General features: G+C 71.0%; 13 protein-coding genes. 7 read left to right on the top strand and 6 right to left on the bottom strand.

The genetic code is table 11. The features are described 5' to 3' along the window. The first annotated feature begins 114 nt into the window (after positions 1 to 114). Genes CEK69_RS14275 through CEK69_RS14250 form a run of 6 tightly spaced genes read left to right on the top strand, consistent with a single transcriptional unit; the run spans position 115 to position 7,603 of the window. Positions 115 to 1,287 (top strand): siderophore biosynthesis protein PvsA, encoded by a 1,173-nt coding sequence (locus CEK69_RS14275; RefSeq protein WP_193313995.1) that lies wholly within the window; start codon positions 115 to 117, stop codon positions 1,285 to 1,287. Further along, on the top strand, positions 1,284 to 3,080 hold the full coding sequence (locus CEK69_RS14270; RefSeq protein ID WP_152246284.1) for an IucA/IucC family protein: 1,797 nt from the start codon (positions 1,284 to 1,286) through the stop codon (positions 3,078 to 3,080). The genes CEK69_RS14275 and CEK69_RS14270 overlap by 4 nt, the downstream gene beginning before the upstream one ends. Beyond that, positions 3,077 to 4,249 carry an MFS transporter gene (locus CEK69_RS14265; protein ID WP_152246282.1) on the top strand — a complete coding sequence of 391 codons (1,173 nt, stop codon included), beginning with the start codon at positions 3,077 to 3,079 and terminating at the stop codon, positions 4,247 to 4,249. Before CEK69_RS14270 ends, CEK69_RS14265 begins: the two co-directional genes overlap by 4 nt. Beyond that, on the top strand, positions 4,227 to 5,984 hold the full coding sequence (locus CEK69_RS14260; RefSeq protein ID WP_152246280.1) for an IucA/IucC family protein: 1,758 nt from the start codon (positions 4,227 to 4,229) through the stop codon (positions 5,982 to 5,984). The genes CEK69_RS14265 and CEK69_RS14260 overlap by 23 nt, the downstream gene beginning before the upstream one ends. Continuing rightward, positions 5,981 to 7,234 carry a type III PLP-dependent enzyme gene (locus CEK69_RS14255; RefSeq protein WP_152246278.1) on the top strand — a complete coding sequence of 418 codons (1,254 nt, stop codon included), beginning with the start codon at positions 5,981 to 5,983 and terminating at the stop codon, positions 7,232 to 7,234. Before CEK69_RS14260 ends, CEK69_RS14255 begins: the two co-directional genes overlap by 4 nt. A 54-nt stretch (positions 7,235 to 7,288) precedes the next feature. Continuing rightward, positions 7,289 to 7,603 (top strand): PsiF family protein, encoded by a 315-nt coding sequence (locus CEK69_RS14250; protein WP_152246276.1) that lies wholly within the window; start codon positions 7,289 to 7,291, stop codon positions 7,601 to 7,603. A gap of 462 nt (positions 7,604 to 8,065) precedes the next feature. On the opposite strand, the gene CEK69_RS14245 is transcribed toward CEK69_RS14250, so the two are convergent. Together CEK69_RS14245 and CEK69_RS14240 are read right to left on the bottom strand one after the other, a co-directional pair. Further along, positions 8,066 to 9,163: a sterol desaturase family protein gene (locus tag CEK69_RS14245; protein ID WP_152246274.1), complete on the bottom strand. Its 1,098-nt coding sequence runs from the start codon at positions 9,161 to 9,163 to the stop codon at positions 8,066 to 8,068. A 102-nt stretch (positions 9,164 to 9,265) separates the two neighbouring features. Then, positions 9,266 to 10,504, bottom strand: coding sequence for an MFS transporter (locus CEK69_RS14240; protein WP_152246272.1), 1,239 nt, complete (start codon positions 10,502 to 10,504; stop codon positions 9,266 to 9,268). A gap of 30 nt (positions 10,505 to 10,534) precedes the next feature. Between CEK69_RS14240 and CEK69_RS14235 the strand changes: the two genes are divergently transcribed. After that, a complete protein-coding gene (locus tag CEK69_RS14235) occupies positions 10,535 to 11,365 on the top strand; it encodes a helix-turn-helix transcriptional regulator (protein WP_226975173.1) in 831 nt (276 codons plus the stop codon). 24 nt (positions 11,366 to 11,389) lie between these two features. On the opposite strand, the gene CEK69_RS14230 is transcribed toward CEK69_RS14235, so the two are convergent. The 4 genes from CEK69_RS14230 to clpB all read right to left on the bottom strand — a co-directional run bounded on the left by CEK69_RS14230 (position 11,390) and on the right by clpB (position 16,041). Then, positions 11,390 to 12,676 (bottom strand): O-acetylhomoserine aminocarboxypropyltransferase/cysteine synthase family protein, encoded by a 1,287-nt coding sequence (locus CEK69_RS14230; protein ID WP_152246270.1) that lies wholly within the window; start codon positions 12,674 to 12,676, stop codon positions 11,390 to 11,392. A 129-nt stretch (positions 12,677 to 12,805) separates the two neighbouring features. After that, complete coding sequence (locus CEK69_RS21310) at positions 12,806 to 12,952, bottom strand: hypothetical protein (RefSeq protein WP_226975172.1); 147 nt, start codon at positions 12,950 to 12,952, stop codon at positions 12,806 to 12,808. Between the two features lie 6 nt (positions 12,953 to 12,958). Beyond that, entirely contained in the window at positions 12,959 to 13,456 is a 498-nt protein-coding gene (locus CEK69_RS14225; protein WP_226975171.1) for an HAD family hydrolase, read from the bottom strand. Then, on the bottom strand, positions 13,456 to 16,041 hold the full coding sequence (clpB, locus tag CEK69_RS14220; protein WP_152246268.1) for an ATP-dependent chaperone ClpB: 2,586 nt from the start codon (positions 16,039 to 16,041) through the stop codon (positions 13,456 to 13,458). Before clpB ends, CEK69_RS14225 begins: the two co-directional genes overlap by 1 nt. Between the last annotated feature and the right edge of the window lie 64 nt (positions 16,042 to 16,105).

Raw genomic sequence — 16,105 nt, 5'->3', positions numbered from 1 at the left:
CCCCCCCCGGCGCGCCGCCCCGGGCGGCGCGCGCCCCCCCCCCCGCCAGACCCCCCCACCGCCCCCCCACCCCCCCCCCCCCCGCCCCCCCCCCCCCCCCTCCCCCCCCGGGCGGTGACCGGTGGCCCCCCCCCCCCCGCCCCGCCCCGGGGCGGGCCGGTGCCGCTCCTGCCCCCCCCCCGCCCCGCCCCCCTCGAGCACTTCCGCCGCCACCCGCCCGCCGCACCGGTGCAGGTGCTGGAGTGCGACGTGTTCAATCCGCTGGGCGTGCTTGACCTGCTCGGCAGCCTGCCGCAGCCGCCGCGCGCGGTATTCAGCAACAGCGATCACCTGCAGACCAGCGCCGCCGTGGTCGCCGCCGCGCTCGGCGTGCCGGGCAAGGATTGGCAGGTCTGCTACGCGGCCAAGAACAAGGCGGCGATGCGCCAGCGGCTGCGCGCGCTCGGCCTGCCGGCGCCGTGGTTCTGCAGCCTGGCGCCGGGCGCGATGCCGCCGGCGCAGGCACCCTGGCCGCTGATCGCCAAGCCGCGCGAAGGCGTGGCCAGCCTGGACGTGCGCCACTGCGCCGACGCCGCGGCGCTGCAGGCCTACCTCGATGATTTCTGGCAACGCCACCCGCAGCGCAGCGTGCTGCTGGAAAGCGTGCTGGAGGGTCCGCTGTTCACCCTGGAAACGCTCGGCGACGGGCGCAGCCTGCAGCCGATCGGCGGCTTCGACGTGCAGCTGTCGGCGCCACCGCATTTCGTCGAATGCGAGGCGCGCTGGCGCAGCGCCATCGACACCCCGGTACTGCAGCAGGCACTGACGCAACTGCAGGCGTTCGGCATCGGCTTCGGCGTGTGCCACAGCGAGTTCATCCTCACCGCCGACGGCCCCGTGCTGGTGGAGATCAACTACCGCAGCATCGGCGACGGCCGCGAATTCCTGCTCGATCGCCTGTTCGGCGGACACTGGTTCGACAGTGTGCTCGGCCTGCACCTGGGCCGGCCGCTGCCGGCGCTGCAGGCGCGCCGCGCGCAGGCGCTGGTGCGCTACTACGTGGCCGAGCACGACGGCACGCTGGCGGTGGCCAGTGCCGACCACGCCAGCAGCGATGCGCACTGGGAAGCGCGCTACCGGCGCCTGCGGCAACCCGGCGACGCCATCCGCCTGAGCCACTCCAACAAGGATTACCTGGGCGTGCTGGACGTGCTCGCCGACACCGCGTCGGACCTGCAGCAGGCGCTGGCCCGCACCGAGGCGTCGCTGCACTGGCGCATCGACACCACCACCGGAGTGGCGGCATGAGCCAGGACGCCGACCGCCGCTACATCGACCTGCGCGTGATCGACGCCTGCCTGCGCGAAGACCTGCGCGGCATCGTCAGCCGCGGCGCCGCGGCCACGCTGCCGCCGGCGGTGCTGGCCGCCTGGGCGCAGGCGCCGCTGCCCGCGGACGCCATCTGGTGGCGCATCGCGCACCTGCCCGACGGCGAACTGTGGCTGCCGCTGCGCCGCGCCGGCTACCTGCAGACCGTGAGCGCCTGCAGCGACGGCTGGGTCCTGCACACCGGGCAGCACAGTGTCTGCGAATCCGGCGCCGCGCAGTGGCTGGCGCGACTGGGTGCCGGGCTCGACGCGGAGACCCAGGCGCTGCACCGCGCCTATGTCGAGGAAGCCGAGTGCGCGGTGCGCCAGCGCGCGCTGGCGCGGCAGGCCTACGCGCAGCAACGGCCACTGCTGGCCACCGCGCTGGACGCCGCCGACGCGCACGAGCGCGCCTACCGCTGCGAACAACTGGCCAGCCACCGCGACCATCCGTTCTATCCCAGCGCACGCGCCAAGCTTGGCCTGGACGATGCCGACCTGCCGCGCTACGCCCCGGAGTTCGGCCCCAGCTTCGCGCTGCGCTGGTTGGCGCTGCCGGCCGCACAGGTCACCCAGACCACGCCGCCGCCGGCGTTCTGGCCGCGCCCGAGCATGCTCGGCCTGGATCCGGCGCTGGACGCCGACCACGTCGCCTGGCCGCTGCACCCGCTGATCTTCGCGCGGCTGGGCGAGGACGGCTTCGCCCTGCCGGACGGCGCGATCGCCGCGCCGCAGCCGTGGCTGCAGGTGCGCCCGTCGCTGTCGCTGCGCACGGTGATCCCGCTGGCGTTTCCGGATCATCATCTGAAGCTGCCGGTGCCGATGCGCACGCTCGGCGCGCTCAACCTGCGCCTGATCAAACCGTCCACGCTGTACGACGGTCACTGGTTCGAACGCGTGCTGTGCGACCTGGCCGCGCACGATCCGGCGCTGGGCGAACGCTACCTGCACGTGGACGAGGCGCATGCCGGCCATGTCGGCGAGACACGCCACCTGTCCTACCTGCTGCGCCGCTATCCCGCGCTGCCGGACGCAACCCTGGTGCCGGTGGCCGGCCTGTGCGCGACGCTGCCGGATGGCCGGCCGTTGGCCATGCATCTGGCCGACCGCTTCCATGGCGGCAACCTCACCGCCTGGTGGGACAGCTACCTGGCGCTGATGTGCCAGGTGCACCTGCGGCTGTGGCTGCGCTACGGCATCGCGCTGGAGGCCAACCAGCAGAACAGCGTGCTGATCTACGCCGCCGGCCGTGCGCCGCGGCTGCTGATGAAGGACAACGACGCGGCGCGGGTGCTGCTGCCGCGGCTGCACGCGCAACGGCCAGCGCTGGCCGCGCTGGGCGCTCCGCGCGACGCGCGCATCGTGGTGCAGGACGACGCCGCGCTGGCGCGGATGTTCTGCACCATCATCCTGCAACTGGATCTGCAGGCGGTGCTGGAAGGGCTGGCGGAATGGCAGCCGGGGCTGCGCGCCCCGCTGTACGCACTGCTGCGCGCGCGCCTGCACGGCACCCTGCGCGCGCTGCGCGAGGACGGCATCGACACCGCCCCGGCGCAGGCGCTGCTGGACGCGCCCACGCTTCCGGTGAAGTACCTGCTCAGCGCCGGCAGCCTGCTCGGCAAGCAGATCACCGGCGCGGCGGATATCAACAAGTTCTACGGCGACAGCGCGCCCAACCTGCTGCGCGAGGCTGCGCTGGCGGCGCGCGCGGTCGCGGCCGGGGCGGCGCGATGAAGCGCCTCCTCGGCCCGGTGCTGGCCGCGCATTATCTGGCCGCCTTCACCGCGCTGGGCATGCCGCTGTTCCTGCCGCAGGTGCTGCAGCAGCTCGCGCCGGGTGCGGCGATCGGCTGGAGCGGCGTGCTGTACGTGCTGCCGACGCTGTGCACTGCGCTCACCGCCAGCACCTGGGGCCGGCTGGCCGACCGCTATGGACGCAAGCGCTCGCTGCTGCGCGCGCAACTCGGCCTGGCGCTGGGCTTCCTCATGGCCGGCTTCGCGCCGAACCTGGGCTGGCTGGTCGCCGGCCTAGTCGTGCAAGGCGCCTGCGGCGGCTCGCTGGCCGCGACCAACGCCTATCTCAGCAGCCAGGCGCAGCGTGGCTCGCTGGCGCGGGCGCTGGACTGGACCCAGTTCTCGGCACGCCTGGCGATGGTCACCGCACCGGCGCTGCTCGGCCTGGCCACCGCGCTGGGGCCGGCGCAGTCGCTGTACCGCTACCTGGCGCTGCTGCCGCTGCTGGCCTTCGCGCTGAGCTGGCGATTGCCGGCCGATCCGCCGCGCGTGCCGGCGGCAGCCGCATCCACACCCGCAATGCCGCAGGCGGATGCGGCGCAACGCCGCCAGCGCTGGGCGCTGTGGACCACGCAGTTCCTGTTCTGCTTCGCCATGGTGGTGACCTTTCCCTACTTCCTGCCGTATGCGCAGGCGCACGGCATCGGCAGCAGCGCGGTCGCCGGCCTGCTGTACAGCCTGCCGCACCTGGTCTACCTGGTGCTGATGCCGTGCTGGCGCGGCCGCGACCATCGCGTGTCGCCGCTGCCGGCGGGGCTGGCGCTGTTCGCACTGGCCTGCCTGCTGCAGATGGCGCCGCCGGCGCCCGGCTGGTTGATCGCCGCGCGGCTACTGTTCGGCCTGGGCATGTGGATGGCGCTGCGCGGCCTCAACCGCAGCCTGGCCGAGGTTGCCGGCGGGCGCGGCGCGGGCCAGTTGTTCGGCCGCTTCGATGCCGCCGGCAAGTACGCCGGCGTCGCCGGCGGCGCCCTCGCCGGTGCCCTGGTGCAAGGCCATGGCCTGGCCGTTCCCTTCCTCGCCGCCGCCGCGGCCGCCCTGCTGGCGCTGCTGCCGGCCCTGATGCTCACGTCCGTTCGGAGAACCGTCCATGTCCCCGTTGCCGATGCATGACCCGTGGTACGACAGCCTGGCGCAAGCGCAGGCGATCACCTGCTGGCTCAACTGCTACCTGCGCGAAGTCGCGCTCGATCGCGGCCTGGCCGACTTCGACTACCGCGGTCTGGACCGGCCCGGCATCGCCGCCGCCGGCGAGCGCTGGTTGCGCCTATGCCTGCCCTCCGGCGCCACGCTGTGCGTGCGCCTGGCGCATGCCGACCGTCTGGGCCGCTGCCGCTTCGCCTCGGCACCCTACCTCAAGGCCGACGGCCGTCCCTGGCACTGCCTGGACGCAGAGGCGCTGGTGCGCCTGCTGCTGCAGGAACTCAGCGAAGGCGAGCACGCGCCGAACCTGGAACTGCTGGCGCAGAGCGCCAACAGCATCGCCATCACCGCGCAGTTGCTGCGCCAGGCCGACGCCGCCCAGCCCACCGGCGAGGCGCTGATCGATGCTGAGCAATCGATGCTGTGGGGCCACGCCTTCCATCCCACGCCCAAGAGCCGCGAGGGCGTGCCGCTGGACCAGGTGCTGGCCTGCGCGCCGGAAGCGCGCAGCGCCTTCCCGCTGTTCTGGTTCCGCATCGACCCGCGCCTGTACCGCGCGCAGGGCCATGATGTGCGCGCCACCCTGGCACAGGCCGGCGGCGGCGCCGACCTGTACCCCTGCCATCCGTGGGAGGCCGAGCGCGTGCTGGCGCATCCGCTGCTGCGCCAGGCGCAGGCGCGCGGCTGGATCGAGCCGCTGGGCGAACGCGGCCTGGCGCTGCGCCCGACCTCGTCGGTGCGCACGCTCTACCACGCCGAGCTCGATCATTTCCTCAAGCTGTCGGTGCACGTGCGCCTGACCAACTGCGTGCGCAAGAACGCCTGGTACGAACTGGAAAGCGCGGTGGCGCTGACCCGCCTGCTGGCGCCGGACTGGCAGGCGCTGGCGCAGCGCGTTCCTGGCTTCCACGTGCTGCTGGAGCCGGCCGCCACCGATCTGGACTTCTCCGCGCTGGACGCCGATGCGCAGGCCTGCCGCGAACTGGGCGAGAGCTTCGGCGTGCTGTACCGGCAGGCGATCCCGGCGGCGCAGCGCGCGCGCTATCGCCCGCAGGTGGCCGGTGCGCTGTTCACCAACGACGCACGCGGCCAGCCGGCTTGCGCCGCCGCACTGCAGACGCTGGCGCAGCGCAGCGGCAGCAGCCTGGAGGCGGCCACCGCGGCCTGGTTCCGCGCCTATGCGCGACTGCTGCTGGATGGCGTGTGGAGCGCCTGGTTCGGCTACGGCATCGTGCTGGAGCCACACCTGCAGAACACCGTGATCGGCTGCGAGGACGGCCTGCCGACACAGGTGTGGATCCGCGATCTCGAAGGCACCAAGCTGCTGCCGTCGCGCTGGCCGGCCGCACGCCTGCCGGGCATGTCCGAGACCGCGCGACAGTCGCTGTATTACAGCGCCGAACGCGGCTGGAACCGCATCGCCTACTGCGCGCTGGTCAACAACCTGGCCGAAGCGATCTTCCACCTCGCCGACGGCCACGACCGCCGCGAACGCCAGCTGTGGCAGATCGTCGGCGACATCGCGCGCAGCTGGCAGCAGCGCCACGGCACGCAACCGGCACTGCAGGCCCTGCTCGACGGCGCGCCGCTGCCGGCCAAAAACAACCTGCGCCTGCGCCTGCTGCAGCGTGCCGACCGCCATGCCGACTACAGCTTCCTGCCCAACCCGATCGGCAGCGCCGCGCTGCGGCAGGCGGCGGCATGAGCCTGCGCATCGATCCCGCACCACTGCACGCGGCGCTGGCGCAGTTGCGCACGCAGGCCGACGGCCCGGTCTGCGCCTACGTCTACGACCTGGCCGCGCTGCAGGCGCATGCGGCGATGCTGCGCGCGCACCTGCCGGCCGAGTGCGAGCTGTTCTATGCGGCCAAGGCCAACGCCGAGCCCCCCGTGCTGCGCACGCTGGCACCGTGGGTGGACGGTTTCGAGGCGGCCTCCGGCGGCGAACTGCAATGGCTGCACACGCACCAGCCGGGCCGCCGGCTGCTGTTCGGTGGCCCCGGCAAGCTCGATACCGAACTGCAGCTGGCCGCCAGCCTGCCCGACTGCAGCGTGCACGTGGAAAGCCTGGGCGAGCTGCAGCGACTGGCGCGCATCGCCGCGTCGCACACGCGGCCGCTGTCGGTGTTCCTGCGCCTGAACATCGTGGTACCGGGCATGCAGGACACGCGCCTGGTGATGGGCGGGCGACCCTCGCCGTTCGGCCTGGACGTGGACGACCTGGATGCCGCGATGCAGGTGCTGCGCGGCGCGAGCGGGCTGCGCCTGGACGGCTTCCACTTCCACCTGCTGTCGCACCAGCGCGATGCGCAGTTGCAGTTGCGGCTGATCGCGCACTACCTGCAGACCGTGCAGGGCTGGCGCCAGGCCTACGCGCTGGGCCCGCTGACGGCGAATGCCGGCGGCGGCTTCGGCGTGGACTACGCCGATCCGGCGGCCTCGTTCGACTGGGCCGCGTTCTGCGCCGGGTTGCCGGCGCTACTGCGCACGCACGGCCAAGGCCTGCGCCTGCGCCTGGAGCCGGGCCGCTACGTCAGCGCCGCCTGCGGCTGGTACCTGATGGAGGTGCTGGACATCAAGCGCAGCCATGGCGCGCAGTTCGCCATCGGCCGCGGCGGCACCCATCATTTCCGCACGCCTGCCGCGCAGGGCCACGACCATCCGTTCCTGGTGATGCGCGGCACCCAGCCGCCGGTGCTGCGCGATGCGCGGGTGACCCTGGTCGGCCAATTGTGCACGCCCAAGGACGTGCTGGCCCGCGACCAGCCGGTGGCCGCACTGGCGCCGGGCGACTGCCTGGCGTTCCCGCTGGCCGGCGCCTACGCCTGGAACATCTCGCACCAGCAGTTCCTGATGCATCCACCGCCGCAGATGCTGTTCCTCGACGGGCCGGCGCAGGCCGTCGATGCCATGCCGCAGCGCCGCATTGCCGACCCGGCCACCGCCGCGTCATGATCCGGTCACCCGTGCCGGCGCACCCTGCCGGCACATCCAACCGGAGCTGCCGCCATGACCCGTTCCGCCCGCTTCGCCGCCACCTGCCTGCTGCTGAGCTTCACCGCCGCCCCACTGCTGGCCGCCGCCGCGACCAAGCCGCAGACCGCACAACAGACCCTGATGGCCAAGTGCTCGGCCCAGAACAAGGGCAAGAAAGGCGATGAGTACAAGAGCGCGCAGAAGGCCTGCCTCAGCGGCGGCACCGCCCCGGCGGCGGGCAACGCCTCCCAGCAGCGGATGAAGGACTGCAACGCGCAAGCCGCGACGCAGAAACTGCAGGGCGACGCCCGCAAGACCTTCATGAGCGGCTGTCTGAAGAAGAAGTAAGCCGACTAGCCCCTCTCCCCCCGGCGACCGAAGGAAGTCCCGTGGGAGAGAGGGGTTGGGGTGAGGGTCCGGCGCGTAGCGTCTCGCGGTGTTTGGGCGCACGAGGCTGCGCCCTTACCCTCATCCGCCCCTGCGGGGCACCTTCTCCCAAGGGGAGAAGGGAAAAGCCGAGCCCCTCTCCCACCGGGAGAGGGGTTGGGGTGAGGGTACGGCGCCTGGCGTCTCGCGATGTTCGGGTGCACGAGGCTGCGCCCGTACCCTCATCCGCCCCTGCGGGGCGCCTTCTCCCAAGGGGAGAAGGGGAAAAGCCGAGCCCCTCTCCCCTCGGGAGAGGGGTTGGGGTGAGGGTGCGGCAGCCAGCGAAGCCAGCAAGGACCGGCATTGCCAACCGCCGCCGCTCTTACGAATCCCTGCTTTCCACAGCCGAACGGCTGGTCATCCCGACTCCCCAATCCCGGCCCTTCAACCATTCGACGCAGGCGTAGAAGCCGCAGCCGCAGGCGGCTCGACATGCAGTGGCAAACCAGCGTGATCCACCGGGATCGGCGCATAGTCCTCGCCGAACGCCACTTCGCCCGGCGTCCACCCTGAGCGGCGTCGCACCGCGCCCCAGAAGCGCTTGAGCCCTTCCCACTGCAGCGCCACCAGGCCCAGCTCGTTGTCGCGGTCCACCATCGGGTCGCCCACGCCGGTCGGCCGCACCGGCTCGCCGTACAGCGCGGTGCCGAACAGCACGTCCCAGAACGCGAACACCTGGCCGAAGTTGCAGTTGTGCAGGCCGGGCCGCTCCGGATCCACGCGCATGTGGTGCAGGCGATGGAACGGTGGATCGACCAGGAGTTTGTCGAGCACCGGGCCGAAGCCGAAACGGGTGTTGGCGTGCGACAGGTTCTGCACCAGCTCGCCGAGCAGCATCAGCCAGGCGAACTCGTCGGCCTCGATCCCGAAGGCGATGCCCACCGCGGCCAGCACGAACGACTGCAGCATGCCGTCCAGGTAGTTGCTGCGGTCGTTGGCCCAGCAGCTGAGCTGGCGTTGGCTGTGGTGCATGCTGTGCATCGCCCACCACCACGGCATCCAGTGCTGCACCCGGTGCATCCAGTAGTAGGTGAAGTCGTAGGCCAGGTAGTACAGCGCGAACAGCACCAGCGGATGCTGGTCCAGCCACGGCCACAGATGGCGCAGGCCGGTCTCCGGCGCAGCCGCGGCGTTGGGGTCGACGCCGCCCAGCGCGTTGACCACCGGGGTCAGGATCAGGAACGAGAACAGCGGGAACACCCCGATCAGCATCAACCAGGTGTAGTGGAAGTCGATCCGCGCCAGCCGCCGATGTTCCCAGCGCTCGGCCGGCCACAGGCTCTCCAGCGGCCGGAACAGCACACCGATGATGGACAGTTGCAGCGCGGCCACCAGCAGCGAGGCGGCGATGTCGTGCGGATCGTCGCTGAGCCCGGTCAGGTGCAGCGCCGCCAGCAGCGGCGCCACCGCATGGCTGGCGACCAGGTCGACCAGCGTGGACCAGGCGTGGGCAATGGACGAGACCAGGGCGATGACAGGCATGCGAAGACGGCGATGGAGGCGCGACGGCCGGCGCGACAGCATGCGGCCGCTGGCTTTCGCCAAGCTGTCCGCGCCGGCCGATGCCGGCCACGCGCGGTCGTGCTAGTGCGTCGCGACGGCGTCGGGTCGCCGGCTCGGCAGCAGCGCGGCGACGATGCCCAGCAGCGGAAGGAACGACATCACCTGGTACACGAAGACGATGCCGCGATGGTCGGCGAGCAGCCCCAGCACCGCCGCGCCCAGCCCGCCCATGCCGAAGGCGAAGCCGAAGAACAGCCCGGAGATGGTGCCGATGCGTCCGGGCATCATTTCCTGCGCATACACCAGGATCGCCGAGAACGCCGAGGACAACACGAAGCCGATCAGCACGGTCAACGCGGTGGCCGCATGCAGGCCCACGTGCGGCAGCGCCAGCGCGAACGGCGCCACGCCCAGGATCGACACCCAGATCACCGGCTTGCGGCCGATGCGGTCGCCGACCGGGCCGCCGATCAGCGTGCCCAGCGCAGAGGCCAGCAGGAACGCGAACAGGTGCAGCTGCGCACTCTGCACCGAGATGCCGAAGCGCTGGATCAGGTAGAACGTGTAGTAGCTGCTCAGCCCGGCGATGTAGAAATACTTGGAGAAGATCAGCAGCAGCAGGATGCCGACGATGCGCACCACCGTGGCGCGCGGCAGCGCCGGCACCGCGGCGACCGGCCGCGGCGTCGCGCGCGCGGCCTGCAGGTGCAGCGCGTACCAGCGCCCGACGTAGGACAGCAGGGCGATGCCGAGCAGCGCCGCGCCGCCGAACCAGGCCACGCTGTGGCGGCCGTTGGGCACGATCACCGCTGCGGCGATCAGCGGCCCAAGCGCGGTGCCGGTATTGCCGCCGACCTGGAACACCGACTGGGCCAGACCATGGCGGCCGCCCGAGGCCAACCGCGCGATGCGCGAGGATTCGGGATGGAAGATCGCCGAGCCGATCCCGACCAAGGCCGCCGCCAGCAACACCATGCCGAAGCTGGGCGCATAGGCCAGCAGCAACAACCCGCACAGCGTGGAACTCATGCCCATCGGCAGCGAATACGGCGCCGGTCGGCGATCGGTGCGCAGCCCGATCAGCGGCTGGAACAGCGAGGCGGTGATCTGGTAGGTCAGGGTGATCAGGCCGACCTGGGCGAAGCTGAGCTGGAACTGGCCCTTCAGCACCGGATACAGCGCCAGGATCAGCGACTGCATCATGTCGTTGATCAGGTGCGAGGAGGTGATCGCAGCCAGAACGCCGGACGCGACCTTGCGCGGGGCGACGGGAGCGGCGGGAGAGGCAGCGACGGGCGCGGCAGGGCGCAGCGTGGACATGGCGGGACGGGCATTGCCGGGAGTGCGTGCATGGTAGGCTGCCCTGCCCCGACCTTCTTGCGCGACATGCCCAGCAACCATCGCAAAAAGGACATGCTGGTGCCGCGCGCCGGCCGCAATGCGGACGACGCGCCCGCCGACGTGGTGTGCAAGGCCGTCGACTACCCGCCCGACAGCGCCATCGCCCCGCACCGGCATGCGCGTCATCAGTTGATCTACGCGGTGTCCGGCCTGATGGTGGTGCGCTCGGGCCAGGGCCACTGGGTGGTGCCGAGCACGCGCGCGCTGTGGATCCCCGCCGGCACCGAGCACAGCGTGCGCTGGATCGGCGTCCTGCGCATGCGCAGCCTGTACATCCGCCCCGCCGCCATCGCCGGCATGCCAGACACGCCGACGGTGATGGCGGTGGAGCCGCTGCTGGAAGCACTGATCCGCAGCGCCGCGGAGATCCCCTGGGACCACGCCGCCGACTCGCGCGACGGGCGGCTGATGCGGCTGATCCTGGACGAACTGCATGCCCTGCCGGCGCTGCCGCTGTACCTGCCGCAGCCGCGCGATCCGCGCCTGCTGCGCATCGCCGCCGCGCTCGACGCCGACCCGGCCGATGCCACCACCCTGCATGCCTGGGCCACGGAACTAGGCGTGGACGTCAAGACCATCCAGCGCCTGTGCCAGCGCGAGCTGCGGATGCGCTTCGGCCAGTGGCGCCAGCAACTGCGCCTGCTGCGCGGGCTGGAACGGCTGGCCGCCGGCGACCGCATCATCGACGTGGCAGTGGACCTGGGCTACGACAGCCCCAGCGCGTTCGCCGCCATGTTCAAGCGCCAGTTCGGGCAGCCGCCGAGCCAGTTCTTCCGCTGAGCACGCGTGCAGCCACGGCGTGGCTCAGGCCTGCGCCAGCGCCTGCTGCAGGTCGGCGAGCAGGTCGTCGATGTGCTCGATGCCCACCGACAGCCGCACCGTATCCTCGCTGACGCCGCTGCGCTGCAATTCCTCGGGCGAGAGCTGGCGATGCGTGGTGGACGCCGGATGCGTGGCCAGCGACTTGGCGTCGCCGATGTTGACTAGGCGGGTGAACAGTTGCAGCGCATCGAGGAAGCGCGCGCCGGCGGCGCGGCCGCCGCGCAGGCCGAAGGTCAGCACGCCGGAGCCGTGGCCGCGCAGGTACTTTTGCGCCAGCGCGTGCTCGGGATGGTCCGGCAGGCCGGCGTAGTTGACCCACTCCACCTTGGCCTCGCCCTGCAGGTGCCGCGCCAGCGCCAGCGCGTTCTGGTTGATCCGGTCCATGCGCAGCGGCAGCGTCTCGATGCCCTGCAGGATCTGGAACGCGTTGAACGGCGACAGCGCCGCGCCAGTGTTGCGCAGCGGCACCACCCGCGCACGGCCGATGTAGGCGGCCTCGCCCAGCGCTTCGGTGTAGACCACGCCGTGGTAGCTCACGTCCGGCTCGTTGAGGCGGCGGAAGCGCTGCGCGTGCGCCGCCCACGGGAAGCGCCCGGAATCGACGATCGCCCCGCCCAGGCTGGTGCCATGGCCGCCCAGGTACTTGGTCAGCGAATGCACCACGATGTCGGCGCCGAACTCGAACGGCCGCAGCAGGTACGGCGTGGGCACGGTGTTGTCGACGATCAGCGGTACGCCGTGGGCGTGGGCGATGGTGGCCACCGCTTCCAGGTCGGTGACGTTGCCGCGCGGATTGCCGATCGACTCGACGAAGATGGCCTTGGTGCGCTCGTCGATCAGCCCGGCGAAGGCGCCCGGATCGCGGTAGTCGGCGAAGCGGGTCTGGATGCCGGACAGCGGTAGCGTATGCGCGAACAGGTTGTAGGTGCCGCCGTACAGCGCGCTGGAGGAGACGATGTTGTCGCCGGCCTCGGCGATGGTCTGGATGGCGTAGGTGACCGCCGCCTGCCCGGAGGCCACCGCCAGCGCACCGATGCCGCCTTCCAGCGCGGCGATGCGCTGCTCCAGCACGTCGGTGGTGGGGTTCATGATGCGGCTGTAGATGTTGCCCTGCACTTTCAGGTCGAACAGGTCGGCGCCGTGCTGGGTGTCGTCGAAGGCATAGGCCACGGTCTGGTAGATCGGCACCGCCACCGCGCGGGTGGTCGGATCGGGTCGATAGCCGCCGTGCACGGCGATGGTTTCCAGCTTCCAGTTCGGGTCGGACATGCGCGCGTCTCGGCAACGAGGGAGCGCAGACGATAGCGCCGCGCACGACGTCAGATGCAAACCTGCGGTTATGAGGCCATGTCGCTGGGTTGTCAGCGCTGCGGACGGCAGCCTGATGGCCTGCCGGCCTCAGCCGCCGCCGAGCGCGCCCTGCGCGAGCAGCCAGGCACGCAAGGTTTCTGCGTCCACATAACGCTCGGCGCGCAGGCCCAGGGCGCGCGCGGCCTCGACATGGACCGCCGTGTCATCGACGAACAGCACCTCGTCCGCGGCCATCCCGAGTTACGCCAGCGCATGCAGGAAGATCGCCGGCTCGGGTTTGATCGCACCGACTTCGCTGGAATTCACCACTGCGTCGAACGCGTCGGCGATGCTGAGCGCCTGCATATCCTGCGACAGCCGAGAGGTGGCGTTGCTCAGCAACACCACCGGCATCCGCTGGCGCACGTCCCGCAGCAGCGCCAGCACCGGCTGGTTGAGCCGCGCCGCCGTCGGCGCGGACCAGGCGGCGACCAGCGCCGCGACGTCCGCCTCGGGCGCCAGCGCAGCGAGGCGCGCAGTCACCTCGGCCCGCCATTGCGGGTCGCTCGTCACGCCGCGGATCGCCGGCTCCAACAACGTCGGCGTGAACGCCACCGCGCGCAGGCTGCCCGGCGGCACCCCGTGCGCGCGCTCGAGTTCGGCGTCGTCGGCGGGCCACAGCCGCAGCACGCCGTCCATGTCCACCAGCAGGGCGCGCGCCGCCGACACAGCGGAACGCGCCTGCGCGATGGAACCCATCAGGCCTTCTCGAACACCAGCTTGCCGCCCTCGGCCTCGACCTTGATGGTGTCGCCGCTGACGAACTGCCCGGACAGGATCTGCTGCGCCAGCGGGTTCTCCAGTTGCGCCTGGATCGCGCGCTTCAGCGGGCGCGCACCGTACACCGGGTCGAAGCCGACGTTGCCGAGCAGCTCCAGCGCGCGGTCGCCCAGTTCGATCTTCAACCCGCGCTCGGCCAGGCGCTTCTCCAGACCATGCAGTTGGATGCGCGCGATCGACTTGATCTGCGCCTTGTCCAGCGGATGGAACACCACGATGTCGTCCAGGCGGTTGATGAACTCCGGGCGGAAGTGCGCCTGCACCACGCCCATCACCGCCGCCTTCATCTGCGTGTAGGCCTCGGCGCTGCCGTCGCCGCTCAGCTCCTGGATCTGATGCGAACCCAGGTTGGAGGTCATCACGATGACGGTGTTGCGGAAGTCCACGGTGCGGCCCTGGCCGTCGGTGAGGCGGCCGTCGTCGAGTACCTGCAGCAGGATGTTGAACACGTCGCTGTGCGCCTTCTCGACTTCGTCGAGCAGGATCAGCGAATACGGCCGGCGCCGCACCGCCTCGGTGAGGTAGCCGCCTTCCTCATAGCCGACATAACCCGGAGGCGCACCGATCAGCCGCGCCACCGAATGCTTCTCCATGAACTCGCTCATGTCGATGCGGATCATCGCGTCGCTGCTGTCGAACAGGAACTCGGCCAGCGCCTTGCACAGCTCGGTCTTGCCGACGCCGGTGGGGCCCAGGAACAGGAACGAGCCGCTGGGCCGGTTCGGATCGGACAGGCCGGCGCGCGAGCGGCGCACCGCGTCGGACACCACCTTGATCGCCTCTTCCTGGCCGACCACGCGCTGGTGCAGTTCGTCCTCCATGCGCAGCAGCTTGTCGCGCTCGCCCTCGAGCATCTTGTTGACCGGGATGCCGGTCCAGCGCGACACCACCTCGGCGATCTCCTCGGCGGTGACACGGTCCTGCACCAGCTTGAAGTCGTGCTGTTCGGCCTCGTTGGCCGCGGCCAGCTGCTTCTCCAGGTTCGGCAGCAGGCCGTACTGGATCTCGCTCATCTTGGCGTAGTCCTGGCGCCGCTGCGCCGCCTCCAGTTCCACACGGGCCTGCTCGATCTGCTCCTTGATCTTGGTCGCGCCCTGCAGCGCCGCCTTCTCCGACTTCCACACCTCGTCCAGATCGGAGAACTCGCGCTCGAGCTTGTCGATGTCGCTCTCCAGGTCGGCCAGGCGCTGCCGCGAGGCCTCGTCCTTCTCCTTCTTCAGCATCTCGCGCTGGATCTTGAGCTGGATCAGGCGCCGCTCCAGGCGGTCCAGTTCCTCCGGCTTGGAGTCGATCTCCATGCGGATGCGGCTGGCCGCTTCGTCCATCAGGTCGATGGCCTTGTCCGGCAACTGGCGGTCGGTGATGTAGCGATTGGACAGCGTGGCCGCGGCGACGATCGCCGGGTCGGTGATCTCCACGCCGTGGTGCACCGCATAGCGCTCCTTGAGCCCGCGCAGGATGGCGATGGTGTCCTCCACGCTCGGCTCGCCGACGAACACCTTCTGGAAGCGCCGCTCCAGCGCTGCGTCCTTCTCGATGTACTTGCGGTACTCGTCCAGGGTGGTGGCGCCGATGCAGTGCAGTTCGCCGCGCGCCAGCGCCGGCTTGAGCATGTTGCCCGCGTCCATGGCGCCATCGGCCTTGCCGGCGCCGACCATGGTGTGCAGTTCGTCGATGAACAGGATGATCTGGCCTTCGTTCTTGGCCAGGTCGTTGAGCACGCCCTTGAGCCGCTCCTCGAACTCGCCGCGGAACTTGGCGCCGGCGATCAGCGCTCCCATGTCCAGCGACAACACGCGCTTGCCGCGCAGGCCTTCGGGCACTTCGCCATTGACGATGCGCTGGGCCAGGCCCTCGACGATCGCGGTCTTGCCGACGCCGGGCTCGCCGATCAGCACCGGGTTGTTCTTGGTACGCCGCTGCAGCACCTGCACGGTGCGGCGGATCTCCTCGTCGCGGCCGATCACCGGATCGAGCTTGCCGCTCTCGGCGCGCGCGGTGAGGTCGATGGTGTACTTCTCCAGCGCCTGGCGCTGTTCCTCGGCGTTCTCCGACTGCACCGTCTCGCCGCCGCGCAGCTTGTCGATGGCGGCTTCGAGCTTCTTCTTGTCGGCGCCGGCCGCGCGTAGCGCCAGGCCCAACGGACCGCCGTCGTCGGCCGCGGCCAGCACGAACCACTCGCTGGCGATGAACTGGTCGTTGTGCTGCTGCGCCAGCTTGTCGGTCTGGTTGAGCAGGCGGCTGAGGTCGTTGCCCATCGACACGTTGCCGGGCTGGCCGCTGACCTTGGCCAGCTTGTCCAGCGCCTCGCCCAGGCGCTCGCGCAGCACCGGCACGTTGACGCCGGCCTGGGCCAGCAACGGCCGGGTGCTGCCGCCGGCCTGGTCGAGCAGCGCCACGAACACGTGCACCGGTTCGATGATGGTGTGATCGCGGCCCACGGCCAGCGACTGCGCGTCGGCCAGGGCCTGCTGGAAGCGCGAGGTGAGCTTGTCCATCCGCATCGGGAAGTCCTCTGAAGGAAAGGGCCGGCCGTGCCGGCATGCCAGCAAAATGCGGCTGTCCGCC

Origin of the sequence: Xanthomonas sp. LMG 12462 (assembly GCF_009192885.1) — a bacterium.
GTDB lineage: Bacteria > Pseudomonadota > Gammaproteobacteria > Xanthomonadales > Xanthomonadaceae > Xanthomonas_A > Xanthomonas_A sontii.
The sequence above is the reverse complement of the archived record's forward strand: the minus strand, read 5'-3'. Positions and strand labels throughout refer to the sequence as shown.

Excerpts from the sequence above, each read along its gene's own strand:
- CEK69_RS14265 (WP_152246282.1), top strand. The coding sequence starts at position 3,077 with ATGAAGCGCCTCCTCGGCCCGGTGCTGGCCGCGCATTATCTGGCCGCC.
- CEK69_RS14230 (WP_152246270.1), bottom strand. The coding sequence starts at position 12,676 with ATGTCCGACCCGAACTGGAAGCTGGAAACCATCGCCGTGCACGGCGGC.
- CEK69_RS21310 (WP_226975172.1), bottom strand. The coding sequence starts at position 12,952 with ATGGCCGCGGACGAGGTGCTGTTCGTCGATGACACGGCGGTCCATGTC.
- CEK69_RS14245 (WP_152246274.1), bottom strand. The coding sequence starts at position 9,163 with ATGCCTGTCATCGCCCTGGTCTCGTCCATTGCCCACGCCTGGTCCACG.
- CEK69_RS14235 (WP_226975173.1), top strand. The coding sequence starts at position 10,535 with ATGGTAGGCTGCCCTGCCCCGACCTTCTTGCGCGACATGCCCAGCAAC.
- CEK69_RS14240 (WP_152246272.1), bottom strand. The coding sequence starts at position 10,504 with ATGTCCACGCTGCGCCCTGCCGCGCCCGTCGCTGCCTCTCCCGCCGCT.
- CEK69_RS14255 (WP_152246278.1), top strand. The coding sequence starts at position 5,981 with ATGAGCCTGCGCATCGATCCCGCACCACTGCACGCGGCGCTGGCGCAG.
- CEK69_RS14225 (WP_226975171.1), bottom strand. The coding sequence starts at position 13,456 with ATGGGTTCCATCGCGCAGGCGCGTTCCGCTGTGTCGGCGGCGCGCGCC.
- CEK69_RS14270 (WP_152246284.1), top strand. The coding sequence starts at position 1,284 with ATGAGCCAGGACGCCGACCGCCGCTACATCGACCTGCGCGTGATCGAC.
- CEK69_RS14260 (WP_152246280.1), top strand. The coding sequence starts at position 4,227 with ATGTCCCCGTTGCCGATGCATGACCCGTGGTACGACAGCCTGGCGCAA.
- CEK69_RS14250 (WP_152246276.1), top strand. The coding sequence starts at position 7,289 with ATGACCCGTTCCGCCCGCTTCGCCGCCACCTGCCTGCTGCTGAGCTTC.
- clpB (WP_152246268.1), bottom strand. The coding sequence starts at position 16,041 with ATGCGGATGGACAAGCTCACCTCGCGCTTCCAGCAGGCCCTGGCCGAC.